The following is a 19627-nucleotide window of genomic DNA, read 5'->3' on the forward strand; positions in this document are numbered from 1 at the left end:
ATAAGGTACAGAATCTAGCTTAATCAATGAAACAAGCAGACTGATTCACTGCTCTTAGCCTTCATTGACTCTGAATAACAAATAATCTCCCTGCAAAAACAAGCTTAGGGCAGAGGATTCCCTGCGCTCTTGTATATCTTATACCAGTCAGCCCGAGAGAGCTCAATATCAAAAGCAGCCACCATTGAGCGAATTCGCTGCGGATTCATGGAGCCAACAATCGGCTGCATTTGTGCCGGATGGCGCAAAATCCAGGCGAGAACTAAGGCTTCAAAGGAAACTTGATAGTCTGACGCAAAGGCATGCAGAGTTTCTGTAAGCTGAGCATATTTAGGATGCTCCATAAAAAGTCCCTGATTCAAGTCGACCTGAAATGGTGACCAAGGCTGAATCGTGATATGATGCAATCGACAATAGTCCAGCACACTACCATCCCGGACGATTGCTAACGAATTGAGCATATTGGCATTGAGCCCAGCATCCAGCATCGGAGTATGGGCAGGACCAAACTGCAGTTGGTTGGCAATCAGTGGCTGCTCCACACTTTTCTGCAGCAGCTCGATCTGATAAGGATTTTGATTGCTGACTCCGAAATAGCGGACCTTCCCAGCTTGGTGCAGCTGTGAGAAAGCCTCAGCCACCTCTTCCGGCTCCATAAGAGCATCAGGCCGGTGCAGGAGGAGCACATCCAGATAGTCCGTCTGCAAACGCTCCAAGCTGCCTTCAACCGAGATGATGATATAATCCTTAGAAAAGTCAAAATGGTAGTTGGTGTGAACATCCCGCAGTCCGCACTTGGACTGGATGAAAACTTGATCCCGGGGAATCTTAGCCGAGCGAAGAGCCTGCGCAAACTTGGTTTCAGACTGGCCACCAGCATAAACATCTGAGTGGTCAAAGAAATTAATTCCCACTTCTAATGCTGTTTCAAGAACGGAAACGACCTTTTCGGGATCGTGCTCCGCCAGTCGCATGCAGCCCAAAACCAGCTGGCTAGCTCCCTCCAGTTCATTTCCGACTGTCATATATTTCATCGCAGCACCTCATTTCTTATAGACTGGATGGTCAAGCAAGGTCAATTCTTCAATCTTGACATTCTCAGTTTCAAATACGATAAATTCATTCTTTTCCTTAAGTAGGCCAGACGGCACATAGAGATAGTGAATCGGCCCTTCATTCCAGTAGCGGCCTAGGTTGAAGCCGTTGACCGAAATACAGCCCTTCCCATACTTGGAGCAATCAATGAAGGTGTCAGCGATATCATCCAACTCTGCTTCAAAGCGATAGAAGGTCGGTGCTTTGACACTTTCAGGTGGAGCTGAGTAACAGTCTAGCTTGGCCAGCATTTCCTGGTCAAACTTGAGCGCATAATGCTTCCAGCCCTTGCGAAACTGGTGGTTAATCATGATACCACCCTTGACTCCCTTGGATTGGCTGGGTGCGCCCAGCTTGTAACCATAGTTGACCCGTCCCATATTTTCCACCAGCACATCAATCTGAATACGCTCGGTATCAGCTGAGAAGAGCATCTCATCACCGATTTCTTCCCGATGCTGGGTAGCTAGGTGCTCCTGATTGACATAGAAATGGCAGCGATCATGAGTCTCCAAGGCCTTGAGCCTTTCCTCATGGTATTGATTTTTGATATCGGAACGGTAGAGGATATAGCCATGATTCTGCCCAATCTGCTCCATAGGCTGCGGATAATCCAGCAGAATTTCCTCTGTGATGTCCGCTGCCACATCCAGCAGGTTTGCAGTCCCAAGCAGCGGAAAACTGCCATAGGCCTTGGCCTGTCGGCTAATCGGCTCCATCTGCTCAAGCTCTGGAAAGACCTCGTGGGTCACCCGCTGAACAGCGTAGTATTTCTCGGTCGGCTGCCCCCACTCAGTAATAGGAGCATCAAAGTCATAGGAGGTAATCTGTGGCAAATCCTTGGTCTTTCGAGCTGAACAGCCACTGATAAAGCCAAAGTTTGTCCCACCTCTCAAGAGGAAGAGGTTCATGCTGCCCAGCTGCAGCATTTCTTTGACACCCTGGGCCAAATCTTCTGCCTCTCGCCGAACGATTTCCTCGCTCCAGCGGCTGAACCAGCCATCCCAAAACTCTGTACACATAAGTGGCCATTTCTTGCCATAGCATTCCATGAAAGCTCGCAGATTGTCTGTATTTTCCTTGGGCTGAGATCCGAAATTCCCCGTCACAAAAATATCATCCTCAATCAAGGTCCCAGACTCCAAAGCCTCTATCCATGTCCCATCAGAAGTAAAGAGGGGAACCGTAACACCACGTACCTTCATCATCTGCGCAATGCTGCGCATGTAGGCCTTGTCCTCGGCGTAAGAACCGTATTCATTTTCCACCTGCATCATGAGGATAGGACCGCCTTGATCACTCTGATAGGGCAAAAGCTTGGGAAATAGCCAGTCATAGAAATGACTGACCTTTTCCAGAAAAAGCGGATGATTGACCCGCAGGCGCATCGAAGGATATCTCAAGAGCCAAGCCGGCAGGCCGCCAAAGTCAAACTCTGCACAGATGTAGGGCGTCGGCCGGACAATGAGATAAAGCCCCATCTCCTCAACCAACTTGAAGTATGCTTCAAAATCTAGCATACCCTCTGCCTGAAACTGACCTTCCTGAGGCTCATGCAACGCCCAAGGAATATAGGTTTCTACCGTATTAAAGCCCAGAGCTTTAAGATTGTAAAGGGTATCTCGCCACTGGTCTGGATGAAGCCGGAAATACTGAATAGCTCCCGATAAAATCTTAAAAGGTTTGCCATCCAGGTAAAATTCTTCTTTGATTTCAAATTTTGCCATCTATCCAAGCTCCTCCTGTTTATCTGCCATCTTGACAAAGGGCAGATATATAGCGGTCGAAATAGCGATATTAACCAGCGAAAGAATAATAGCCCGCCAGTCGAAGGCTGTCGCAAAGAAACCGTAGAGAATCGGCGGCATTACCCAGGTGACGTTTTGAGTAACCGGCGCAACCAAGCCCATAGAGGTTGCAAAGTAGGCTACTGTTACCATGACCATTGGCGTAAGGACGTATGGAATAAACATAATTGGATTCAAAACGATTGGCAGACCGTACATGACTGGCTCACCGATGTTGAAGACCATTGGGAAAATTCCCAACTTGGCCACTTCGCGATAGTGCTTGTTCCGAGATTGCCAGAGAATGGCAATGGCAACCCCAATCGCATCAAACCAGACAAAAGCACCGAAAGAATTATCCGTCCACATATAAGGAATCGCATGCCCAGCCTGATAAGCTTCCAGATTGGCCAGCATGGTCACGCCAAAGAGACTAGCCATAACTGGCGCCAGCACATTACCACCGTGCAGTCCGAAGAACCAGAAAATCTTATTGAGAAAGACGATGAGCAGCACAGCCCAGAAGCTTTGAGACAAGCTGAGAAGCGGCGCCTGAAGAATCTTGTAAATCCAGTCAATCAACAGCTCGCCTGTCACCAGATTAAAGAGATAGGTCGCAATTCCCACGACATACATGGCAATTGCAGCCGGAATGATAGACAGGAATGGCTTCATGATAGCTGGCGGAACAGAATCTGGAAGTTTGATGGTCCAGTTACGATTCATGACCTTACAAAAGATGATAACAGATACAAAACCAATCAGAATGGCAGTAAAGTAACCACGCGCACTGATTTGGTCACCTGGAATGACACTGTTAATCGTCACAGACAAGTTACTGCCGTCAAGTTTTAGCTCTGGAAGTTTTGAAATCGCCTTGCTCAGCCCTGGTGTTTTGCCAGCCAACTCAAAGGTTTTAGTAACTGATCCACCAATGGTAATGATATAGGAAGCAACAGCTACCAGACCGGCAGACACCTTATCAGTATTGTAAATCTTAGCGATATTGACCCCGAAGGTAAAGAGGAACAAGAGGGTAACGATAGGAATACTGCCCTTAAATACCAGCCAGTTAATATCAATCAGCCACTGGAAGGTAGATGAAATCCAGGTCCAGCCGAACTGTCCTGGCAAGTCAGATAGAAAGGCATTTACCATGAGGGCGAAAGAGCCCGTCATAATCACAGGCATGGTTCCAATAAAGGAATCCCGCAGGGCAACCAGAAATTTTTGGTTGCCGATTTTATTGGCAATAGGCATGAGACGCGCTTGCCATTTATCAACCAAACTACTCATCTGCATTTCTCCTATTCATCAAATTTTTTATGCAAATCAACAATCTCCTTTGCCAAATCAACAAAGGCGATACTGGTCATGAGATGATCCTGCCCATGCACCATAAATAAACTAAGTTCTGTCTTCTCTCCTTGTGCCTCCTTGCTCAGCATTTCAGCTTGAGCGTGATGGGCTTGCAGCAGGGCCTTCTGAGCCTGACTCAGTCTCTCCTGAGCTCGGTCAAAGTCCTGCTTTTTAGCTGCAGCAATTGCTTCGATAGCACAAGACTTGGCCTCTCCGCCATACATAATGAGGGTCATAGCGACCTCTAAGGAATCTTTATTTTCCATAAAAGTACCTACTTCATGAGCGACTCTGCCAAATCCAGGACCTTATCCCCCTTCATCATTCCGTAGTCCGTCATAGGGATAACATCCACCGGAATACCTTTTGAAGCTAGTTTTTCCTGTAAATCCTCCAGCAGATAGCGGACCTGAGGCCCCAGCAAAAGGACATCAACCTTTTTCTCGCTTAGATAGTCTTCTGCTTCTGATACTGGCACCGCAAATATCGTCGCAGCTAAGCCTCGCTCCTCTGCAGCTTTCTGCATTTTATTGACCATGAGACTGGTACTCATCCCAGCCGCACAGACTAACATAATTTGTTTTGTTTCCATCGGCATCCTCCTTAATGAATCTGACCTAGCCTGCAACGACGCTTGCTATTTGTTTTCAATATATAAACAAAAATCCAAAAACAGAATATTTTTCACTATGTTATTAATATTCTATAAACATTATAACTATTTTTCTGTACTATGTCAACGCTTACATTTGAGATTTATAGCTTTTTTTGATAGTATAGCAGCAGAGGAAACAAGATGACACGAACTAGAAAACAAAACGAGCTAAGGGCAACTGTTCTGGATCAGCTCTATGCCAAACGACCGATTTCTCGGATTGATATTTCAAAAGAAACTCAAATTACACCAGCCACGACTGGCAGTATCATCAATGAACTGATCAAGGAAGGCTTGGTACTGGAGCTGGGCGAGCTCAATGATGAGAGTGTAGGCCGCAAGAAAACCCTACTGGATATTGCGCCTCATAGCCGCTACTATCTGGGCTTTGAGATTTCTGAAAAACAGCTGGCTATGGTCATCGCTGATAATACCGGTGAAATTGCAGAAAGCAGCATTCGGACTTATCAGATCGAGGTGACAGGCGGCCCGTCTGACCAGGAAATCATCCGACTGATTCAAGATTTTCTGAAAAAGAACAGCCAATACTTCATCTCAGCAATTGCCCTCGGGCTGCCGGGGCATGTGAATCTCTCTGAGAGTGATTTTATCATTTCTAAAAACCCCCACTGGGGACAGATTAACCTGCGGACTATTCAAGAAGCATTTGACCTTCCTGTCTACTTCGCCAATAAGTCCCACTGTTTGACGCTGGCTGAACGCCTCTTTAGCTATCATCCTACAGACAGTAATTTTATCGTCTATCATGTTGCCAGAGGTATTCATTGCTCCTACATGTACAAGGGCAGCATTTACAGTCAGGAAAATTATCTTATCGGGGAGGTGGGGCACACCGTCATCAATCCTGAAGGCGAGCGCTGTCCTTGTGGCAAGCACGGCTGCCTGCAGGTTTATGCCAGCGAGAGTGCTCTGATTGATAAAGCAGCTATCCTGTATCGGGCTTCCCAGACCTCGCTCTTAAAGACCCTTGTAGAGGACGTCAATGACATTGATTTGACAAGTCTGATGACCGCCTATCGCTTAGGAGACTTGGGCAGCATTGAGTTGATTCATACTGCCTGCCGCTATCTGGCCATTTCCATTTCCAATCTCTGCCAGCTTATTGATAGCGAAAGGATTTATCTGGACGGCCAGCTCTTCTCCTATCCGGTGATTGCCGAGCAGGTTCTGGCTCAGTTAGAGCAAGAAGTACCCCTCTTTCCAAAACAAAAACAAGCAGAGATTGTCATTATCCCCTACTCTAAATACAGCATTGCCCGCTCTGCAGTCAGCCTCTGTGTTTATCATGAATTTTTAGATAAAAAAGGAAACCTATAAAGGCCTAGACAAGAATCTCGGTCTTTTTTTACAAAAAAAGAGACAGACTTTCTAGGAGCTTCCCCCTAAAAGTCTGTCTCATTTTACTATCGATTAATCGAACGTGAAATCATGGAAATGGTGTGACGCTGTCCTCTGAGAGCCTTACTCATGGCAAAGATATTTTCAACCGGAGCCAGACAGCCGTAGCCTGAATCTCCGATATGCTGGATATCTACACCGCAGATTTTGTTGCGGATGGCCATTTGCTTGACAATATCCTCATCAGCACTCTCCTGACTGGTACCAATCGCACTCATAACCAGAGCCCCCTTTTGATGAGCCAGTCGGACAATCTGCTTCAAGTCCTGCTCATCAAAGCCTGGCACACTGCCGACTGCCGGTGCTAGGACAATATCAACACCCGCTTCGATAAATTGAGCGATTGCTTCCAGGTCTGCTACCGGCTCATCCACACCTGAAGCATGCATTTTGCCTGCAATCAACAGGCCTGAAAAATTCTCCTTGACCACTCGAATAGTGTCGATAATGGCCTGATTGGTGACACCAGTCCCTGGATTACCTGTCAGGCAGATAAAGTCAACGCCCAACTCTTCTGCTCGCTGAATGGTCGCTAGACTAGCCTGACGCCCCTCATCGATAATCAGGCGTTCTCCTGCCATCTGGGCCTGACTGTCCACCGGTTCCAGATTGATACCGATAGGACGACCCACCAAGCGGTGCAGCTCCTCAACAAAATCTTCCTTGGCATCCAGACCAGCTACAAAAGGCTGGAAGATATCAATCCCATTCAGCAAAATCAAGTCAGCACCAAAAGACCGAGCAATCTCTGCATTGGTCACATCACCGATATAAGATTCTTTAAAAGCTACGTTTTCAGACAGGATAACGCGGCCCTCACTGGCCTTGATGCTCTGTTTCAGCTCCGGCGCAGTCATATTTAAAATTTCTGAAGCATTTGAACTAATGAATCGTTTTACCATAAGAACATCTCTTTTCTTTATTATTCATTAATAAACACTTTGAAATCTATTCTATTTGGATGTTTTGTTTATTTTTTGTTATCAACTACAGTATAGCACAAGGCCAGAAAAATGTAAACGCTTTATATTTTCTTTGACAAAATAGTCTGCTTTCAAAACCAAAAGCAGACTATTGAAATGAACTCGATTATTTTTGATTTGAGCAAGATTCGATAAACGTCTTATCTCGGCATCACCAGATGACCACCCGCTCTTCTGGACTCCGCCACATGCCGTCTCCCTCTTGGACATCAAAGGTCGTAAAGAAGTCGTCAAAGTTAGGCAGCTGCACATTGGTCCGAAGCTTGGCTGGAGCATGGACATCGACACTCGCCAAGAGCTTCATATACTCTTCGCGTCCCTTCATTCGCCAGATGCGGGCAAAGTTGGTAAAGAATTCCTCAGCAGAGAAATCCGCTTCTTTCTTGGCTGCTTCTAAGGCAGCTGCAATACCGCCCAGATCTGCCACATTTTCTGAAACAGTCAGCTTGCCATTGACCTTAGCACCATAGGAATCCTGTCCTTCGAACTGATCAATGACCTTTTGAGTCCGTTCGGTAAAGGCTTGGTAGTCATGCTCCGTCCACCAATTATTAAGGCTGCCATTTTCATCAAAGGAAGCACCATTGGTATCAAAAGCATGAGAAATCTCATGGGCGATGACCGCTCCGATGCCACCGTAATTGGCTGACGAGGACTGGTGCAAGTCATAGAAAGGCGGCTGCAGGATAGCCGCTGGAAAGACAATCAGGTTTTTCTGCGGATTATAGTAGGCATTGACCATATGGGCTGGCATTCCCCATTCCTTGTAATCCACCGGTTGATTCCACTTGCTCCAGCTGTAAGCAATATCAATCTGACTCAGCTTCTGAGCATTTTCAAAGAGAGTCAGCTTTTCATCCACGACCTTGCAGGAATAGCGCTCAGGCAGCTCGTCAGGATAGCCAATATAAGGCTTGATGACATTGAGTTTGACAATAGCCTTGTCCCGAGTTTCTGGTGTCAGCCAGTCATTCTGGGCCAGGCGATTTTTATAAACTTCAATCATCGTCGCCACTTTTTGCTCCACATCAGCCTTAGCTTCTGGCGAGAACTTCTGACCGGCATACCAGAGACCAACAGCTTGATTAAAGGGACCTTGGGCCAGATAAAATGCCGCTTTTTTCTTGTCTTGAGCCTGAGGAGTCCCTGATAGAGCACGATGATAAGCTCCTGCCAAGACACGGATGTCATCCGTTAGGTAAGGTGTTGTATTGCGGACCGCAGAGAGAATCAGCAGAGCATGGAGTTTATCCCAGTTAGCTGCTGTATAAATATCCTTAGCTGCCTGCCAAAAACGCTCTTCTGGCACAATGACTTGGTCGGGTTCTTGACCGATCAACTTGGTAAAAATATCCGCCATAGGCAACTCTGGTACCAAGGCCTTGAAATCTTCCCAATGATAAGGATGGTAGAGTTTCGCATACTCGGAGCTTTCTTCACTAGACAGAACATACTGAGCAAAAACAGCATCCAGCTCCAAGACCTTATCCAAAAGATCCTTGATTTCCTCTTCCGTAAAGTCAAATTTAGCTAGCAAATCTTCCTGAGCCTTGCGCCATTTTTCAAGCAGGTCATCCTTCTGCGGATGGTCCTCCGCGTAGTAGGTCGTATCAGGCAAAATCGTTCCCGGTCCGTCTGCCCAGAGGACATTGATACGGGCGTCCATAAAGTCAGGCGCCACACCAAAGGGGAAATAAGTCGGCTTACCAGCCAGTTCAAAATCAGCAATCTTAGAAGCATAGTCTTCAAAAGACGCTAGGTTGCGAATTTCATCAATGTAAGCACGCGCTGGCTCAATCCCTGCCGCTTCCCGTTTATCATAATCCGCTGCCAAGCGATGGTAAGCAACAAAGTTCTGCAGAATGATATCTTCTGGCACTCCATCGCCAGCCAGCCATTTGTCTGTCGTGGCAAGCATAAGATCTTCAATCTCATCTGCCAAATCCATGAAGCCACCCGTCACTGGCTTATCATCAGGAATGACCGCTGTCTTGGCCCACTCACCATTAACTGCATCATAGAAATCATCTTGTAGTCGTGTCATCTTCTTCTCACTTTCATGCTTTTGATATAACCTTATCAAAATCTACTTGTTTTTTCAAACATTTCTTATATTAATTTTAAAAATTTACTAAAAATTAACTTGACTTAATTTTTGTTTTAATGTATATTAAGATCATAGAGGTGTATGAGATGATTACGATTAAAGATTTGACTGTCAGCTATCAGGATACGCTGGCTCTTGAGCCCCTTTCATTAACCATTAAGGAGCCAACCATTACCGGGATTATTGGTCCTAACGGAGCCGGAAAATCCACCCTGCTCAAGGGTATGCTAGGGATTATTGACCACCAAGGCCAGACTCTGCTGGAGCAAAAGCCACTGCAGAACTCTCTCCAACGGGTTGCCTATGTGGAGCAAAAGATCAATATTGATTATCATTTTCCTATCAAAGTCAAAGAGTGTGTCTCTTTGGGGCTTTACCCTCAGCTCAAGCTTTTTCAGGGGCTAAAGAGTTCCCATTGGAACAAGGTGGCTGAGGCATTGAAAATTGTCGGTTTAGAAGACTTGGCAGAGCGTCAGATTAGCCAGCTGTCCGGCGGCCAATTCCAGCGAGTCTTGATTGCTCGCTGCTTGGTTCAAGAGGCGGATTGTATCTTTTTGGACGAGCCCTTCGTCGGGATTGACTCTGTCAGCGAAGAGATTATCATGTCTACGCTGCGCAGTCTCAAAGCCGCAGGCAAGATCATCCTGATTGTCCATCATGACCTGAGCAAGGTTGTTGATTATTTCGACCAAATTATCCTGCTCAATCGTAAGCTGATTGCCTTTGGTCCTACCGAGACCAGCTTTACCAAGGACAATATGAAAAAGACTTACGGCTCCCAGCTCTTTATGAATGGAGGTGCCTAGGATGATTTTAGAATTTTTCCAAGGGCTGCGGGACTTTCACTTCCTGCAAAATGCCCTCATCACAGCCATCGTCATTGGGATTGTTGCTGGAGCTGTCGGCTGCTTTATCATTCTGCGCGGCATGTCGCTCATGGGGGACGCTATCTCTCATGCGGTTCTGCCCGGTGTGGCCTTGTCCTACATTTTAGGGATTAATTTCTTTATCGGAGCCATCACCTTCGGACTTTTGGCCTCGATTATTATCACCTACATCAAGGGCAATTCCATTATCAAAAGCGATACAGCCATTGGGATTACCTTTTCTTCCTTCCTAGCTCTGGGTGTAATCCTGATTGGCGTTGCCAATAGCTCCACTGATCTCTTTCATATTCTCTTCGGGAATATCTTGGCTGTGCAGGATATCGATATGTGGATTAGTATTGGAGTCGGAATAGCTGTGCTCTTAATCATCACCCTCTTTTTCAAACAGCTATTGATTACTTCCTTTGACCCCTTGCTGGCTCAAGCCATGGGCATGCCGGTTAGCTTCTACCACTATCTGCTGATGATTCTCTTGACCTTGGTTTCTGTGACAGCTATGCAGAGCGTGGGAACCATTCTGATTGTCGCTCTCTTGATAACGCCAGCAGCAACGGCCTACCTCTATGCCAACAGTCTGAAAACTATGATTCTGCTGTCCTCAGGGCTGGGCGCTCTAGCTTCTGTACTGGGACTCTTTATCGGCTACAGCTTTAATGTCGCTGCAGGATCCAGCATTGTCCTGACCTCGGCCCTCATCTTTCTCATCTCTTTCTTTATTGCACCTAAGCAACGCTATTTAAAACTTAAAAACCGACCTAAACTAAAATAAAATTTAATGGAGGAATCCCATGAAAAAATTAGGTTTTTTATCCCTGCTTTTGCTAGCAGTCTGCACTCTCTTTGCCTGCTCCGGTCAGAAGAGTGCATCCAGTGACTCGTCCAAGCTCAAGGTTGTTGCGACCAACTCAATTATCGCTGATATTACCAAAAATATAGCTGGCGATAAGATTGACCTGCACAGCATTGTACCAGTCGGCAAAGACCCCCACGAATACGAGCCCCTGCCTGAAGATGTCAAAAAGACTTCTCAAGCAGACCTCATCTTCTACAACGGTATCAACCTGGAAACCGGCGGCAATGCTTGGTTCACAAAATTGGTCAAAAATGCCAATAAGAAAGAAAACAAGGACTACTACGCTGTCAGCGATGGCGTTGACGTCATTTACCTTGAAGGGCAAAGTGAAAAGGGCAAAGAAGACCCTCATGCTTGGCTCAACTTGGAAAACGGTATTATCTATGCGCAAAACATTGCCAAGCGTTTGATTGAAAAAGACCCTGACAATAAGGCCACTTACGAGAAAAATCTCAAAGCCTATGTGGAAAAGCTAACCGCTCTGGATAAGGAAGCCAAGGAGAAATTCAACAATATCCCAGAAGAAAAGAAAATGATTGTGACCAGTGAAGGATGCTTCAAGTACTTCTCTAAAGCCTACAATGTGCCGTCAGCCTACATTTGGGAAATCAACACCGAAGAAGAAGGGACTCCAGACCAAATCAAAAGCTTGGTTGAAAAACTACGCAAGACCAAAGTGCCGTCCCTCTTTGTCGAATCAAGTGTGGATGACCGTCCGATGAAGACTGTCTCTAAAGACACCAATATCCCAATCTACGCTAAAATCTTCACTGACTCAATCGCTGACCAAGGCGAAGAGGGTGACAGCTACTATAGCATGATGAAATACAATCTGGATAAAATTTCTGAAGGATTGGCCAAATAACGATAAAAGGTTAGGGAGACAAAACCCTAACCTCTTTATTTTTGGAGAAGGAGCTTCACATGGAGTCGCTCTCAAATTTCCGGTCAAATTATTCGAAAAAAATTACTATTCGATGTACAATGAAGCTATCAAACATGAATGGAGACTTCCTATGACAACTTTTCTCGGAAATCCTGTAACCTTTACTGGAAAGCAACTGCAAGTCGGCGACACCGCCCACGATTTTAGCCTGACAGCAACTGACCTTTCAAAGAAAACTCTGGCTGACTTTGCTGGCAAAAAGAAAGTCCTGAGCATCATCCCATCTATCGATACTGGTGTCTGTTCGACTCAGACTCGTCGTTTCAACCAAGAACTCTCTGACTTGGATAATACCGTTGTTATCACGGTTTCAGTTGATTTGCCTTTTGCTCAAGGCAAGTGGTGTGCTGCTGAAGGCATTGAGAATGCTATCATGCTCTCCGACTACTTCGACCATTCTTTCGGCCGTGACTATGCTGTCCTCATCAATGAATGGCACCTTTTGGCCCGCGCAGTTCTTGTCTTAGACGAAAACAACACTGTAGCCTACGCTGAATATGTCGACAATATCAATACCGAGCCTGACTATGATGCGGCGATTGCAGCAGTTAAGAGCTTGTAAGAGATAAAAATACGGACCTGCTAGTCCGTATTTTTTTGTGCGAAAAACTTCTGCCAAAACAGACGGAACCAAGCCCAGGAACGCAAGAGAAAGGATGGTCGATCTAGTAATTTCTTGAACCGAGCAATCTCTGCCTTTACCTGTTTATAAGCACTCCGCCCCTTTCGAGCATAAGGGCTCTTAGCCGAACGATAGCCCAGCAAACCACGATTGTTCTGAGGTGACTTGAACTTGCGGCCGCCATTTTCAATGGCAAGCCTGCGAAAGCAAGGATCCCAGACTGCAGGCGTTTTGACATCATAGCGAGTATGAGAAGCCTGATTGCCCGGCCGGTTATGCTCACCATAGTTAAAGCTGGCGCCATTCACAATACCATTTTGGCTAGACCCCTCTGGATCGATAATATTGAGAAAGCGACCTCTCTGATCCAGAATAAACTCTGTATGAAAATCAATCAGTATTTTTATATTGGCCTGACTAGCTTGACCATCCGGATAGACAGCCTGACCAGACATCTTGTCAATATAGGCTTTATTATGCAAGCGCGAGGATTCATGAAAACTATAAGACAACCCTGGCCAATCCTTTAGATAGGAAGCCAAGGCTTCTGCATCTGTCATGCCAGCCTGACGGTAGTGATCTCTGACCCGCTGGGCCTGCTGGCAGGAAATGACATAGCGAAATTGATGCAACTGGCGCTTGAGCTTTTGATTGCCATCCCTTTGGCTAAAATCATCTGCCGGAAAAGCTTGGCGCAAGGTCCTTGAAAAAATCTTCCAAAAGCAATCATGTGGTGTTAGGTCTGGAGCAATTCGAGCCAGCAAAAAATCTGTCTCTGACTTGTCCCCGCTCAACTCCTCAGGCATATTAACAAGATTCATAGCCAAAACCAGCAGCCCCTGAGCTCCTAACCTGCTGATTTGAGCCTCCTCAGCCTGCCAGAGTTCTTGAAAGAAGGGACTGCCAAAAAGCTGAGCCTCCTGAATGTAATCTCCTTCTTCTGTCAATGTTTTCCCTTGCTCGTTATTGAACTCTGCAAAAACTCGTTCCAGTGCTACCTGAGACCAACCGATTGATTGCAATTGCTGAAAAAGCTGCTCTTTCCCTTCTTTCGGATACATGGCTCCCCTCCTTTCTTGTAGCTATAATAGTTCAAAACTGTAGAGATTACAATAAAAAATCTAATCTACATAGAACAATTAGATTTTATCACAAACTCACATGATAGCAAAGAACAAAATATGAACCCTTGGAGTGCTAACAATAAAGATGTTCTTAACAAATTACTCAATAAATAAAGAGAAGACCAAACTGGTCCTCTCTCAGTATGAGTTTTGTTTAAATGAGCTGTTCCAACTTTGATTTTGCTACAATTCATCTAGAATTCGATTTTATCAATAAATGCTCTTAAGCTTTACGACGTTTTGCAAAAGCCAGTCCCAGCATAGAGAGCAATCCCAATCCTGCAAGCGCTAGAGAAGATTCAGCAGATCCTGTTTTTGGAAGAGCTGCTGGAGCCTGATAGGTCTGAACTGGTTTCTTTCCGTTCTTCACTCCTGTTGTAGTGACTTTCAGAACCTTTCGCTCATTCTTAGAAACGAGGTTGGTTGGGTCGTCTGTCTCAAGGGCTGCAAGAGCTGCTTTCAAAGCTTCAAGTTTGGCATTTTCGACTCTATAGGTTTCTTCCTTACTTGCCAAGTTTGCTTTAGCATCATTGAGAGACGCTTCTGCTTCTTTTAGAAGAGCAGGGGCGTTTTGCAAGCGAGTAACATAGTCTTTAGCAGCTTGAACAGCACGTTGAGCCTCTTCCAGAGCTGTAGCCGCAGCAGTTGCCTTTTCTTGAGCGGTCGCTGTAGCTGCTTTCAATTCGGCAAGCTTGGCATTAGCTCCCTCAGCTGTTTTTTGCGCACTTGCTTGGGCTGCTTCTTTTTCTTTCAAGCTTGCTTGAGCTTTATCTAAAACCGCAAGTTTAGCCTTGGTTTCTTCAGAAGCCGAATTCTTGCTATTTTCGAGTTCAGCTTGGTAAGTACGTTCCGCCTTGGCCAACTTGTCCTTAGCAGTTTTCACAACCTCACGCAGTAATGGGGCTTTCTCCTGCTTGTTCTGAGCATTTGTTAGCGTACGTTGAGCAGCGTCCAACTTAGCTTGCGAAGCCGCCAAATCTTTACGAGCAGCGTCTGCCTCTTGATTATTGGCATTTGGATTGATTAAGGCTGGTGTTATTTTGGAAGGGTCCTGAATATCACCGTCATTATTCGCGAAGAGAAGGAAGTTAATTCGGTTAATAATGCCGTTGTTGCTAAAGTTAACAGCTACATAATCTCCCTTTTTCTGCCTATCTAGGCTGCCAACTATTTTTTGAGCATAGATTGTTGTTCTAATGGGGTCTCTAAAGCTATCTCCAAGGTCAAATAATTGGAATTTAATATTGTCATAGATAGTCTTCTTCAAATAATCAACGGACACTTTTTCTTGACTGGCCAACGTAGGATAAAAACCAAGCTCATTTAAACCAGTAACTCTATATCCAAACTGATCAAGCCCAAATTTAGCAACCACATCTTTTGGAACATTCACTTGTGAAGTTATAGGATCTTTTGCTTGGGCTCTATATTTTTGCTCACGGGCTGCTTGGCTTAGGGCCGCCGCATAATCCATACTATTTTGCGTTAATGTTACAGGAGCATTGCCTACTTGCTTACGGATTTGGTTGATTAAATCTTGAGCATAGTAGTTAATTTCCAAAAGGATCTCTTTAGGAATATCATTAATATCTACTATACGTTGAGCATCCTTTTGACTGCTAATGAAGTTATTACTTGATTTTAGAATCGCTGCTTCTTTTGCAAGCATTTCTTTCGCTTCAGGAGTTAACTGGCCCGATCCTTTTTTATCAATAGTTCTTGCTGCCCTGATGTAATCTTGCGATAGGGTAAAGGTATTGTGTACTTGGTCCTGGGAAGAAAGTTTCGCTTCTTTTTCCTTGATTTCTGCTTGAGCTGCTTTGATATCTGCCTGGGCTTGATCAATCACTGCTTGGCGTTTCGCATCTTCAGCTTCAGCTGTCTTCAACTGATCTTCGTAAGAAGCTAAGTGGTTTTTAGCCTTGTCAAGCTCATCCTTTGCCTTCGTTACCTTTTCACTCACCAGTTTGCTATCCACAGCTTTTTGGGCTGCATTCACAGCATCCTGAGCAGCTTGAGTCTCGTTTTGTGCCTTAGCTGCTTGAGCTTGAGCATCCTGAGCTACAGCTGCCTGTGTGTTTTCTACTTTTTTAGCTGTATCAAGAGCTGCTTGGGCTTGCTTGGCCGCGTTTTCTGCTGGAGCAACTTTCTTCTCAGCTTCTGTCACAGCTGCTTGAGCTTCGGCAATTTTTTGTGCACTTGTATCAGCATTATCTTTCTTAGCTGTTTCAACCTTAGTCTCAGCTGCCGCAACCTGTTCTTTGGCTTGGTCAACAGCCGCTTGGGCTTGATTAACCTGCTCAGTTTGCTGTTTAAGAGCTTCTGGGCTTGCAGATAGAGCCTTATCTTGGTTTGCAGGGGCATTTGCATCCACTGGAGTTGTATCTGCAGCTACAGTGTGAGCAATGCCAGTACTAGCAAGAACTGCTGCACCTAGAATGACATGTTTTGGGATTTTTTTCATGGTTTTCCTCCTGATATGTTAATAGTATAATGAGAAAAGCTTTGTTTGTCAAACTATTTACATGTTTTTTTGAGAACTTTTATCGCAAATATGTCCAAAAATAGAATCTCGTCTCAATCGCTTCCAAAAAAACTGTGTGTCTAGCTATAATTGTATAATGAATTTTACGCTTACTGACCTTGCCAAGGATAAAGTCTTAACAGATTACAAACATATTAGTCATAGAATGCAGAAAACCGCCCGTCAAGCAACGAGCGGTCTTCTTATTCTCGAATTTCTTATCCTTCGATGGCAATAAAGGGGGATCCTTCTGTATTATCCGTCGGATCTACGCTCTTGACTCCAAAGAGATAGTCTACTGGATACCAGCCATTATTAGCTGCATTATAAGGGTCACGGACATAGGTTTTTCCATTGTCATAGCCTTTAAGAACCAGCTCATGAGTTACTGGATAATGGGCAAAGATGCTAGTACCAACGGCACCTAGGACATGATGCCCCTGCGAAAGCACTTCTTTGACTGCGGAAGCTGTAAACAGGGTCTCAGTCGTCAAATCCCAGTGCTGGGCAGCTCGGACAATACCACGGCTGCTAGTACCAAATCCACCTTTATTAAATTCATTGGTATGGTTATATAGGTAATCCGCAACAGTTGTCGGAAGCACTTCTGTCCCAGTAATCCCAGAAATAACCATGGCTAGCGTTGTCGGCACGCATCCTGTCGCATCCACGCTGTAAGGACCATACTTCCTGCCACCCCAGCGACCATCACAATGAAGAAAATCTAAACATCAAAGAAAGGCTTAGACACTGTATTCTTACAGCGATTTTTGTTATACTAATGATAGAAAGTTCAGCGAGGATGCAAGATGACCCCAAATAAAGAAGACTATCTCAAGTGTATCTATGAGATTGGCAGCCGCCACAAAAAAATCACCAATAAAGAAATCGCCCAACTCATGCATGTTTCACCTCCGGCTGTGACGGAAATGATGAAAAAAATGCTGGCGGAAGAACTTCTGGTCAAAGATAAAAAAGCCGGCTACCTGCTGACTGATTTGGGGCTAAGGCTAGTTTCTGACCTCTACCGTAAGCACCGACTGATTGAAGTCTTTCTGGTCAACCATCTCGGCTACTCGACTGATGAAATCCATGAAGAAGCTGAAGTCCTAGAGCACACTGTTTCTGAGCGCTTCGTTGAGCGTCTGGATACCATGCTCCAGTACCCCAAGACCTGTCCTCACGGAGGCACTATCCCAGCCAAGGGAGAGCTTCTGGACGAAGAAAACCAACTAACTCTGGAAGAGGCCTCTGCCCCTGGCGACTATATCATCAAACGGGTGCATGACGACTTTGACTTGCTCAAATACTTGGAAAAATACAACCTGCAAATCGGCCAAACCATCACTTTCATCCAATACGATTCTTTCGCTCAGGTCTATCTTCTTAAGACAGAAACTCAAGAAATCCAAATCAATCCTATGATTGCCCAGCAGATTTATGTGGAAAAACTATAAACAGAACCCAGTTCGGACTTTTTAGTCTAAACTGGGTTTTTATTGACAAAAATAAGATGTCGGAATATAATAAGTATACTTATAAAACATCTAGAGGGAAAGCTAATGGAAAAATCTCAGTTTAACTCCATCTACAAGGATGAATACAAAAAATCAACCGGTCTGCTCTTTATCCGTACCTACCACAAGTGGCATGGGATGATAAAAAACAAACTGAGAACGATTGATTTGACCCATCCCCAGTTTGTCGTTCTGACCACTCTTGCTGCACTCCTGCGTCAGCAAGAATGGGTTAGTCAGACCGATATTGCCCGATTTTCTGACATGGATGTTATGACCATATCCCAAATCATCCGCCTCTTGGTCAAGAAAGGTTTGATCATGCGGGAAGTTCATCCCAAGGACAGCCGCGCCAACATCATACTTCTAACGGAAATGGGGCTGCAAAAGGTCAACCAAGCCCTTCCTCTGGTAGAAGGCATTGATCAGGCGTTCTTTGGAAAATTAGAAAATAATACAGAAACATTAAACCAACTCTTAATCAAACTGGAGGCAGAAAATGACTAGATTTTGGATTGGTGTCGTATCAAAAGAACATGTACTAAGAGGTGTAGAAGGTGGATTTTGCCAAGTCTGCCATGGAAAGAAAGCACCGCTGAACCGAATGAAAAAGGGGGACTATCTTCTGTACTACAGCCCCAAGTATCAGCTGAATAGTCAGGAAAAATTGCAGGCCTTTACAGCAGTTGGCAAGATTCTAGATGACACAGCTTACCAAGTAGAGATGTTTGAAGGCTTTGTCCCATTTCGGCGAGATGTCAGCTACTACCAGCCTGTCAAAGACTGCCCCATTGACCTAGTCCGACAACATCCTCAGTGGCGCCAATACGCTTCTCAGATAAGATACGGACATTTCGAAGTTTCGAAAGACTTCTTCCTTTATGTTTTTGAGCAAATGAAATTAGACAGCCCTGCACATCAGTAAAAGCAGCTTCGTTTGACTTACACCGAACTCTTTACCCACCTGTCATCAAATCTAAAGTTCCGATTTTCAAGGAAAAACGGAACTTTTTGATTTGAAGTGAAATTATCGATTTATCAAATCAGCATAAAAGCCGATAAACTACCCACAACTACATTGGCTAAAGCATGCATGATCCAGCTGGATAAAATGGAGCCATCGGATTTCTTTTCATTGACAAAACCCATATAGGCCGCGATGCCACCCGTACACAAAATGATGAGCAGGGTTTGCTGCCAAGAGAGCACTGTTATAAACATCAAGCCATGGAGCAGACCAAAAAGAGCAGCTTGTATGGTGTTGGCTACCACAAAGGATAAGCGGCTAGCCAATCTCTTTAAAAGAAAACCTCTGAAGAGCAGTTCTTCTGGCAGAGAAGTTTGAAAAAGACCATAAATCAGAACAGCTGGCAAGGCTTTGAAGTCGAGGCCTGAGAAGTTTGAAGTCGCTGTATCCAGATTTTTTACAGCAGGATATACTAGCAAAAACGAAAGAAGTAAGAAAAATAGCGAACCCAGCAAAATCCATAGCCAGATCTTCCGGCTGCCAGTTTCTTTTAGCGGTTTTAAGCCAAGCCATTCTAAAAATGGACTTTTTCTTCTAGCACTTATCAACCACCAAACAAAAGGAAGAAAAGCAAACAAAGCAATTTGAATCAGAGCATTCAGCATCTGTTGAACTAGATTTTCCATGATAAGAGACTCCTTTCTTTTCTTTAATATGATTATACAAGACAAACTTCAAGAATTTATAAAGTAATTCTAAAATATTTCTAAAGAATGAAAGAA

19 protein-coding genes are annotated in these 19627 nt (G+C 44.8%); 8 read left to right on the plus strand and 11 right to left on the minus strand.

What is annotated here, in order from left to right:
- Window positions 1-104 precede the first annotated feature (104 nt).
- Genes J1C91_RS10260 through J1C91_RS10280 form a run of 5 tightly spaced genes read right to left on the minus strand, consistent with a single transcriptional unit; the run spans window position 105 to window position 4833 of the window.
- On the minus strand, window positions 105-1034 hold the full coding sequence (locus J1C91_RS10260) for an aldo/keto reductase (protein WP_002910761.1): 930 nt from the start codon (window positions 1032-1034) through the stop codon (window positions 105-107).
- A gap of 9 nt (window positions 1035-1043) precedes the next feature.
- Window positions 1044-2822, minus strand: coding sequence for a glycoside hydrolase family 35 protein (locus tag J1C91_RS10265; RefSeq protein WP_002910763.1), 1779 nt, complete (start codon window positions 2820-2822; stop codon window positions 1044-1046).
- Entirely contained in the window at window positions 2823-4184 is a 1362-nt protein-coding gene (locus J1C91_RS10270) for a PTS sugar transporter subunit IIC (protein ID WP_002896670.1), read from the minus strand.
- A gap of 5 nt (window positions 4185-4189) precedes the next feature.
- Entirely contained in the window at window positions 4190-4507 is a 318-nt protein-coding gene (locus J1C91_RS10275; protein ID WP_002898520.1) for a PTS lactose/cellobiose transporter subunit IIA, read from the minus strand.
- Window positions 4508-4515: 8 nt separating this feature from the next.
- Window positions 4516-4833 (minus strand): PTS sugar transporter subunit IIB, encoded by a 318-nt coding sequence (locus J1C91_RS10280; RefSeq protein WP_004188921.1) that lies wholly within the window; start codon window positions 4831-4833, stop codon window positions 4516-4518.
- 204 nt (window positions 4834-5037) lie between these two features.
- On the opposite strand from J1C91_RS10280, the gene J1C91_RS10285 reads away from it, so the two are divergent.
- Complete coding sequence (locus J1C91_RS10285) at window positions 5038-6234, plus strand: ROK family protein (RefSeq protein ID WP_002910765.1); 1197 nt, start codon at window positions 5038-5040, stop codon at window positions 6232-6234.
- 86 nt (window positions 6235-6320) lie between these two features.
- Here the strand turns inward: J1C91_RS10285 and J1C91_RS10290 are convergent, their stop codons facing one another.
- Together J1C91_RS10290 and J1C91_RS10295 are read right to left on the minus strand one after the other, a co-directional pair.
- Window positions 6321-7217, minus strand: coding sequence for a hypothetical protein (locus J1C91_RS10290; protein WP_002910768.1), 897 nt, complete (start codon window positions 7215-7217; stop codon window positions 6321-6323).
- 232 nt (window positions 7218-7449) lie between these two features.
- On the minus strand, window positions 7450-9342 hold the full coding sequence (locus tag J1C91_RS10295; protein ID WP_125438508.1) for a M13 family metallopeptidase: 1893 nt from the start codon (window positions 9340-9342) through the stop codon (window positions 7450-7452).
- A gap of 149 nt (window positions 9343-9491) precedes the next feature.
- Between J1C91_RS10295 and J1C91_RS10300 the strand changes: the two genes are divergently transcribed.
- The 4 genes from J1C91_RS10300 to tpx all read left to right on the plus strand — a co-directional run bounded on the left by J1C91_RS10300 (window position 9492) and on the right by tpx (window position 12653).
- Window positions 9492-10211, plus strand: coding sequence for a metal ABC transporter ATP-binding protein (locus J1C91_RS10300; RefSeq protein ID WP_312023174.1), 720 nt, complete (start codon window positions 9492-9494; stop codon window positions 10209-10211).
- Window position 10212: 1 nt separating this feature from the next.
- Window positions 10213-11061, plus strand: coding sequence for a metal ABC transporter permease (locus tag J1C91_RS10305; RefSeq protein WP_032909779.1), 849 nt, complete (start codon window positions 10213-10215; stop codon window positions 11059-11061).
- Window positions 11062-11080: 19 nt separating this feature from the next.
- Window positions 11081-12010: a metal ABC transporter substrate-binding lipoprotein/adhesin SsaB gene (gene ssaB / locus J1C91_RS10310; RefSeq protein WP_125438515.1), complete on the plus strand. Its 930-nt coding sequence runs from the start codon at window positions 11081-11083 to the stop codon at window positions 12008-12010.
- Window positions 12011-12161: 151 nt separating this feature from the next.
- A complete protein-coding gene (tpx, locus tag J1C91_RS10315) occupies window positions 12162-12653 on the plus strand; it encodes a thiol peroxidase (protein ID WP_032913511.1) in 492 nt (163 codons plus the stop codon).
- Window positions 12654-12673: 20 nt separating this feature from the next.
- Here the strand turns inward: tpx and J1C91_RS10320 are convergent, their stop codons facing one another.
- The 3 genes from J1C91_RS10320 to J1C91_RS10330 form a co-directional block, all read right to left on the minus strand.
- Entirely contained in the window at window positions 12674-13774 is a 1101-nt protein-coding gene (locus J1C91_RS10320) for a DUF3114 domain-containing protein (protein ID WP_125438518.1), read from the minus strand.
- A gap of 286 nt (window positions 13775-14060) precedes the next feature.
- The gene (locus J1C91_RS10325; RefSeq protein WP_002910778.1) at window positions 14061-16301 is read right to left on the minus strand and encodes an SEC10/PgrA surface exclusion domain-containing protein; all 2241 of its coding nucleotides are present in this window, start codon (window positions 16299-16301) and stop codon (window positions 14061-14063) included.
- A 278-nt stretch (window positions 16302-16579) separates the two neighbouring features.
- Window positions 16580-17032: a C39 family peptidase gene (locus tag J1C91_RS10330; RefSeq protein ID WP_032912548.1), complete on the minus strand. Its 453-nt coding sequence runs from the start codon at window positions 17030-17032 to the stop codon at window positions 16580-16582.
- Between the two features lie 138 nt (window positions 17033-17170).
- On the opposite strand from J1C91_RS10330, the gene J1C91_RS10335 reads away from it, so the two are divergent.
- The 3 genes from J1C91_RS10335 (at window position 17171) to J1C91_RS10345 (ending at window position 18803) form a co-directional block, all read left to right on the plus strand.
- Window positions 17171-17818 carry a metal-dependent transcriptional regulator gene (locus J1C91_RS10335; RefSeq protein WP_002910780.1) on the plus strand — a complete coding sequence of 216 codons (648 nt, stop codon included), beginning with the start codon at window positions 17171-17173 and terminating at the stop codon, window positions 17816-17818.
- Window positions 17819-17923: 105 nt separating this feature from the next.
- Window positions 17924-18385 carry a MarR family winged helix-turn-helix transcriptional regulator gene (locus J1C91_RS10340; protein ID WP_002910782.1) on the plus strand — a complete coding sequence of 154 codons (462 nt, stop codon included), beginning with the start codon at window positions 17924-17926 and terminating at the stop codon, window positions 18383-18385.
- On the plus strand, window positions 18378-18803 hold the full coding sequence (locus J1C91_RS10345; RefSeq protein ID WP_002910784.1) for an EVE domain-containing protein: 426 nt from the start codon (window positions 18378-18380) through the stop codon (window positions 18801-18803). Before J1C91_RS10340 ends, J1C91_RS10345 begins: the two co-directional genes overlap by 8 nt.
- Window positions 18804-18916: 113 nt before the next feature.
- Here the strand turns inward: J1C91_RS10345 and J1C91_RS10350 are convergent, their stop codons facing one another.
- On the minus strand, window positions 18917-19531 hold the full coding sequence (locus tag J1C91_RS10350; protein WP_002910785.1) for a CPBP family intramembrane glutamic endopeptidase: 615 nt from the start codon (window positions 19529-19531) through the stop codon (window positions 18917-18919).
- Between the last annotated feature and the right edge of the window lie 96 nt (window positions 19532-19627).

The sequence above is a fragment of the Streptococcus sanguinis genome (assembly GCF_050222175.1).
GTDB lineage: Bacteria > Bacillota > Bacilli > Lactobacillales > Streptococcaceae > Streptococcus > Streptococcus sanguinis_M.

What these genes read in the sequence shown, in the direction of transcription:
- J1C91_RS10325 (WP_002910778.1), bottom strand. Translation starts at nt 16,301, where the DNA reads ATGAAAAAAATCCCAAAACATGTCATTCTAGGTGCAGCAGTTCTTGCT.
- J1C91_RS10305 (WP_032909779.1), top strand. Translation starts at nt 10,213, where the DNA reads ATGATTTTAGAATTTTTCCAAGGGCTGCGGGACTTTCACTTCCTGCAA.
- J1C91_RS10320 (WP_125438518.1), bottom strand. Translation starts at nt 13,774, where the DNA reads ATGTATCCGAAAGAAGGGAAAGAGCAGCTTTTTCAGCAATTGCAATCA.
- J1C91_RS10290 (WP_002910768.1), bottom strand. Translation starts at nt 7,217, where the DNA reads ATGGTAAAACGATTCATTAGTTCAAATGCTTCAGAAATTTTAAATATG.
- tpx (WP_032913511.1), top strand. Translation starts at nt 12,162, where the DNA reads ATGACAACTTTTCTCGGAAATCCTGTAACCTTTACTGGAAAGCAACTG.
- J1C91_RS10265 (WP_002910763.1), bottom strand. Translation starts at nt 2,822, where the DNA reads ATGGCAAAATTTGAAATCAAAGAAGAATTTTACCTGGATGGCAAACCT.
- J1C91_RS10285 (WP_002910765.1), top strand. Translation starts at nt 5,038, where the DNA reads ATGACACGAACTAGAAAACAAAACGAGCTAAGGGCAACTGTTCTGGAT.
- J1C91_RS10280 (WP_004188921.1), bottom strand. Translation starts at nt 4,833, where the DNA reads ATGGAAACAAAACAAATTATGTTAGTCTGTGCGGCTGGGATGAGTACC.
- ssaB (WP_125438515.1), top strand. Translation starts at nt 11,081, where the DNA reads ATGAAAAAATTAGGTTTTTTATCCCTGCTTTTGCTAGCAGTCTGCACT.
- J1C91_RS10345 (WP_002910784.1), top strand. Translation starts at nt 18,378, where the DNA reads ATGACTAGATTTTGGATTGGTGTCGTATCAAAAGAACATGTACTAAGA.
- J1C91_RS10350 (WP_002910785.1), bottom strand. Translation starts at nt 19,531, where the DNA reads ATGGAAAATCTAGTTCAACAGATGCTGAATGCTCTGATTCAAATTGCT.
- J1C91_RS10270 (WP_002896670.1), bottom strand. Translation starts at nt 4,184, where the DNA reads ATGCAGATGAGTAGTTTGGTTGATAAATGGCAAGCGCGTCTCATGCCT.
- J1C91_RS10340 (WP_002910782.1), top strand. Translation starts at nt 17,924, where the DNA reads ATGGAAAAATCTCAGTTTAACTCCATCTACAAGGATGAATACAAAAAA.
- J1C91_RS10295 (WP_125438508.1), bottom strand. Translation starts at nt 9,342, where the DNA reads ATGACACGACTACAAGATGATTTCTATGATGCAGTTAATGGTGAGTGG.
- J1C91_RS10300 (WP_312023174.1), top strand. Translation starts at nt 9,492, where the DNA reads ATGATTACGATTAAAGATTTGACTGTCAGCTATCAGGATACGCTGGCT.
- J1C91_RS10260 (WP_002910761.1), bottom strand. Translation starts at nt 1,034, where the DNA reads ATGAAATATATGACAGTCGGAAATGAACTGGAGGGAGCTAGCCAGCTG.
- J1C91_RS10335 (WP_002910780.1), top strand. Translation starts at nt 17,171, where the DNA reads ATGACCCCAAATAAAGAAGACTATCTCAAGTGTATCTATGAGATTGGC.
- J1C91_RS10275 (WP_002898520.1), bottom strand. Translation starts at nt 4,507, where the DNA reads ATGGAAAATAAAGATTCCTTAGAGGTCGCTATGACCCTCATTATGTAT.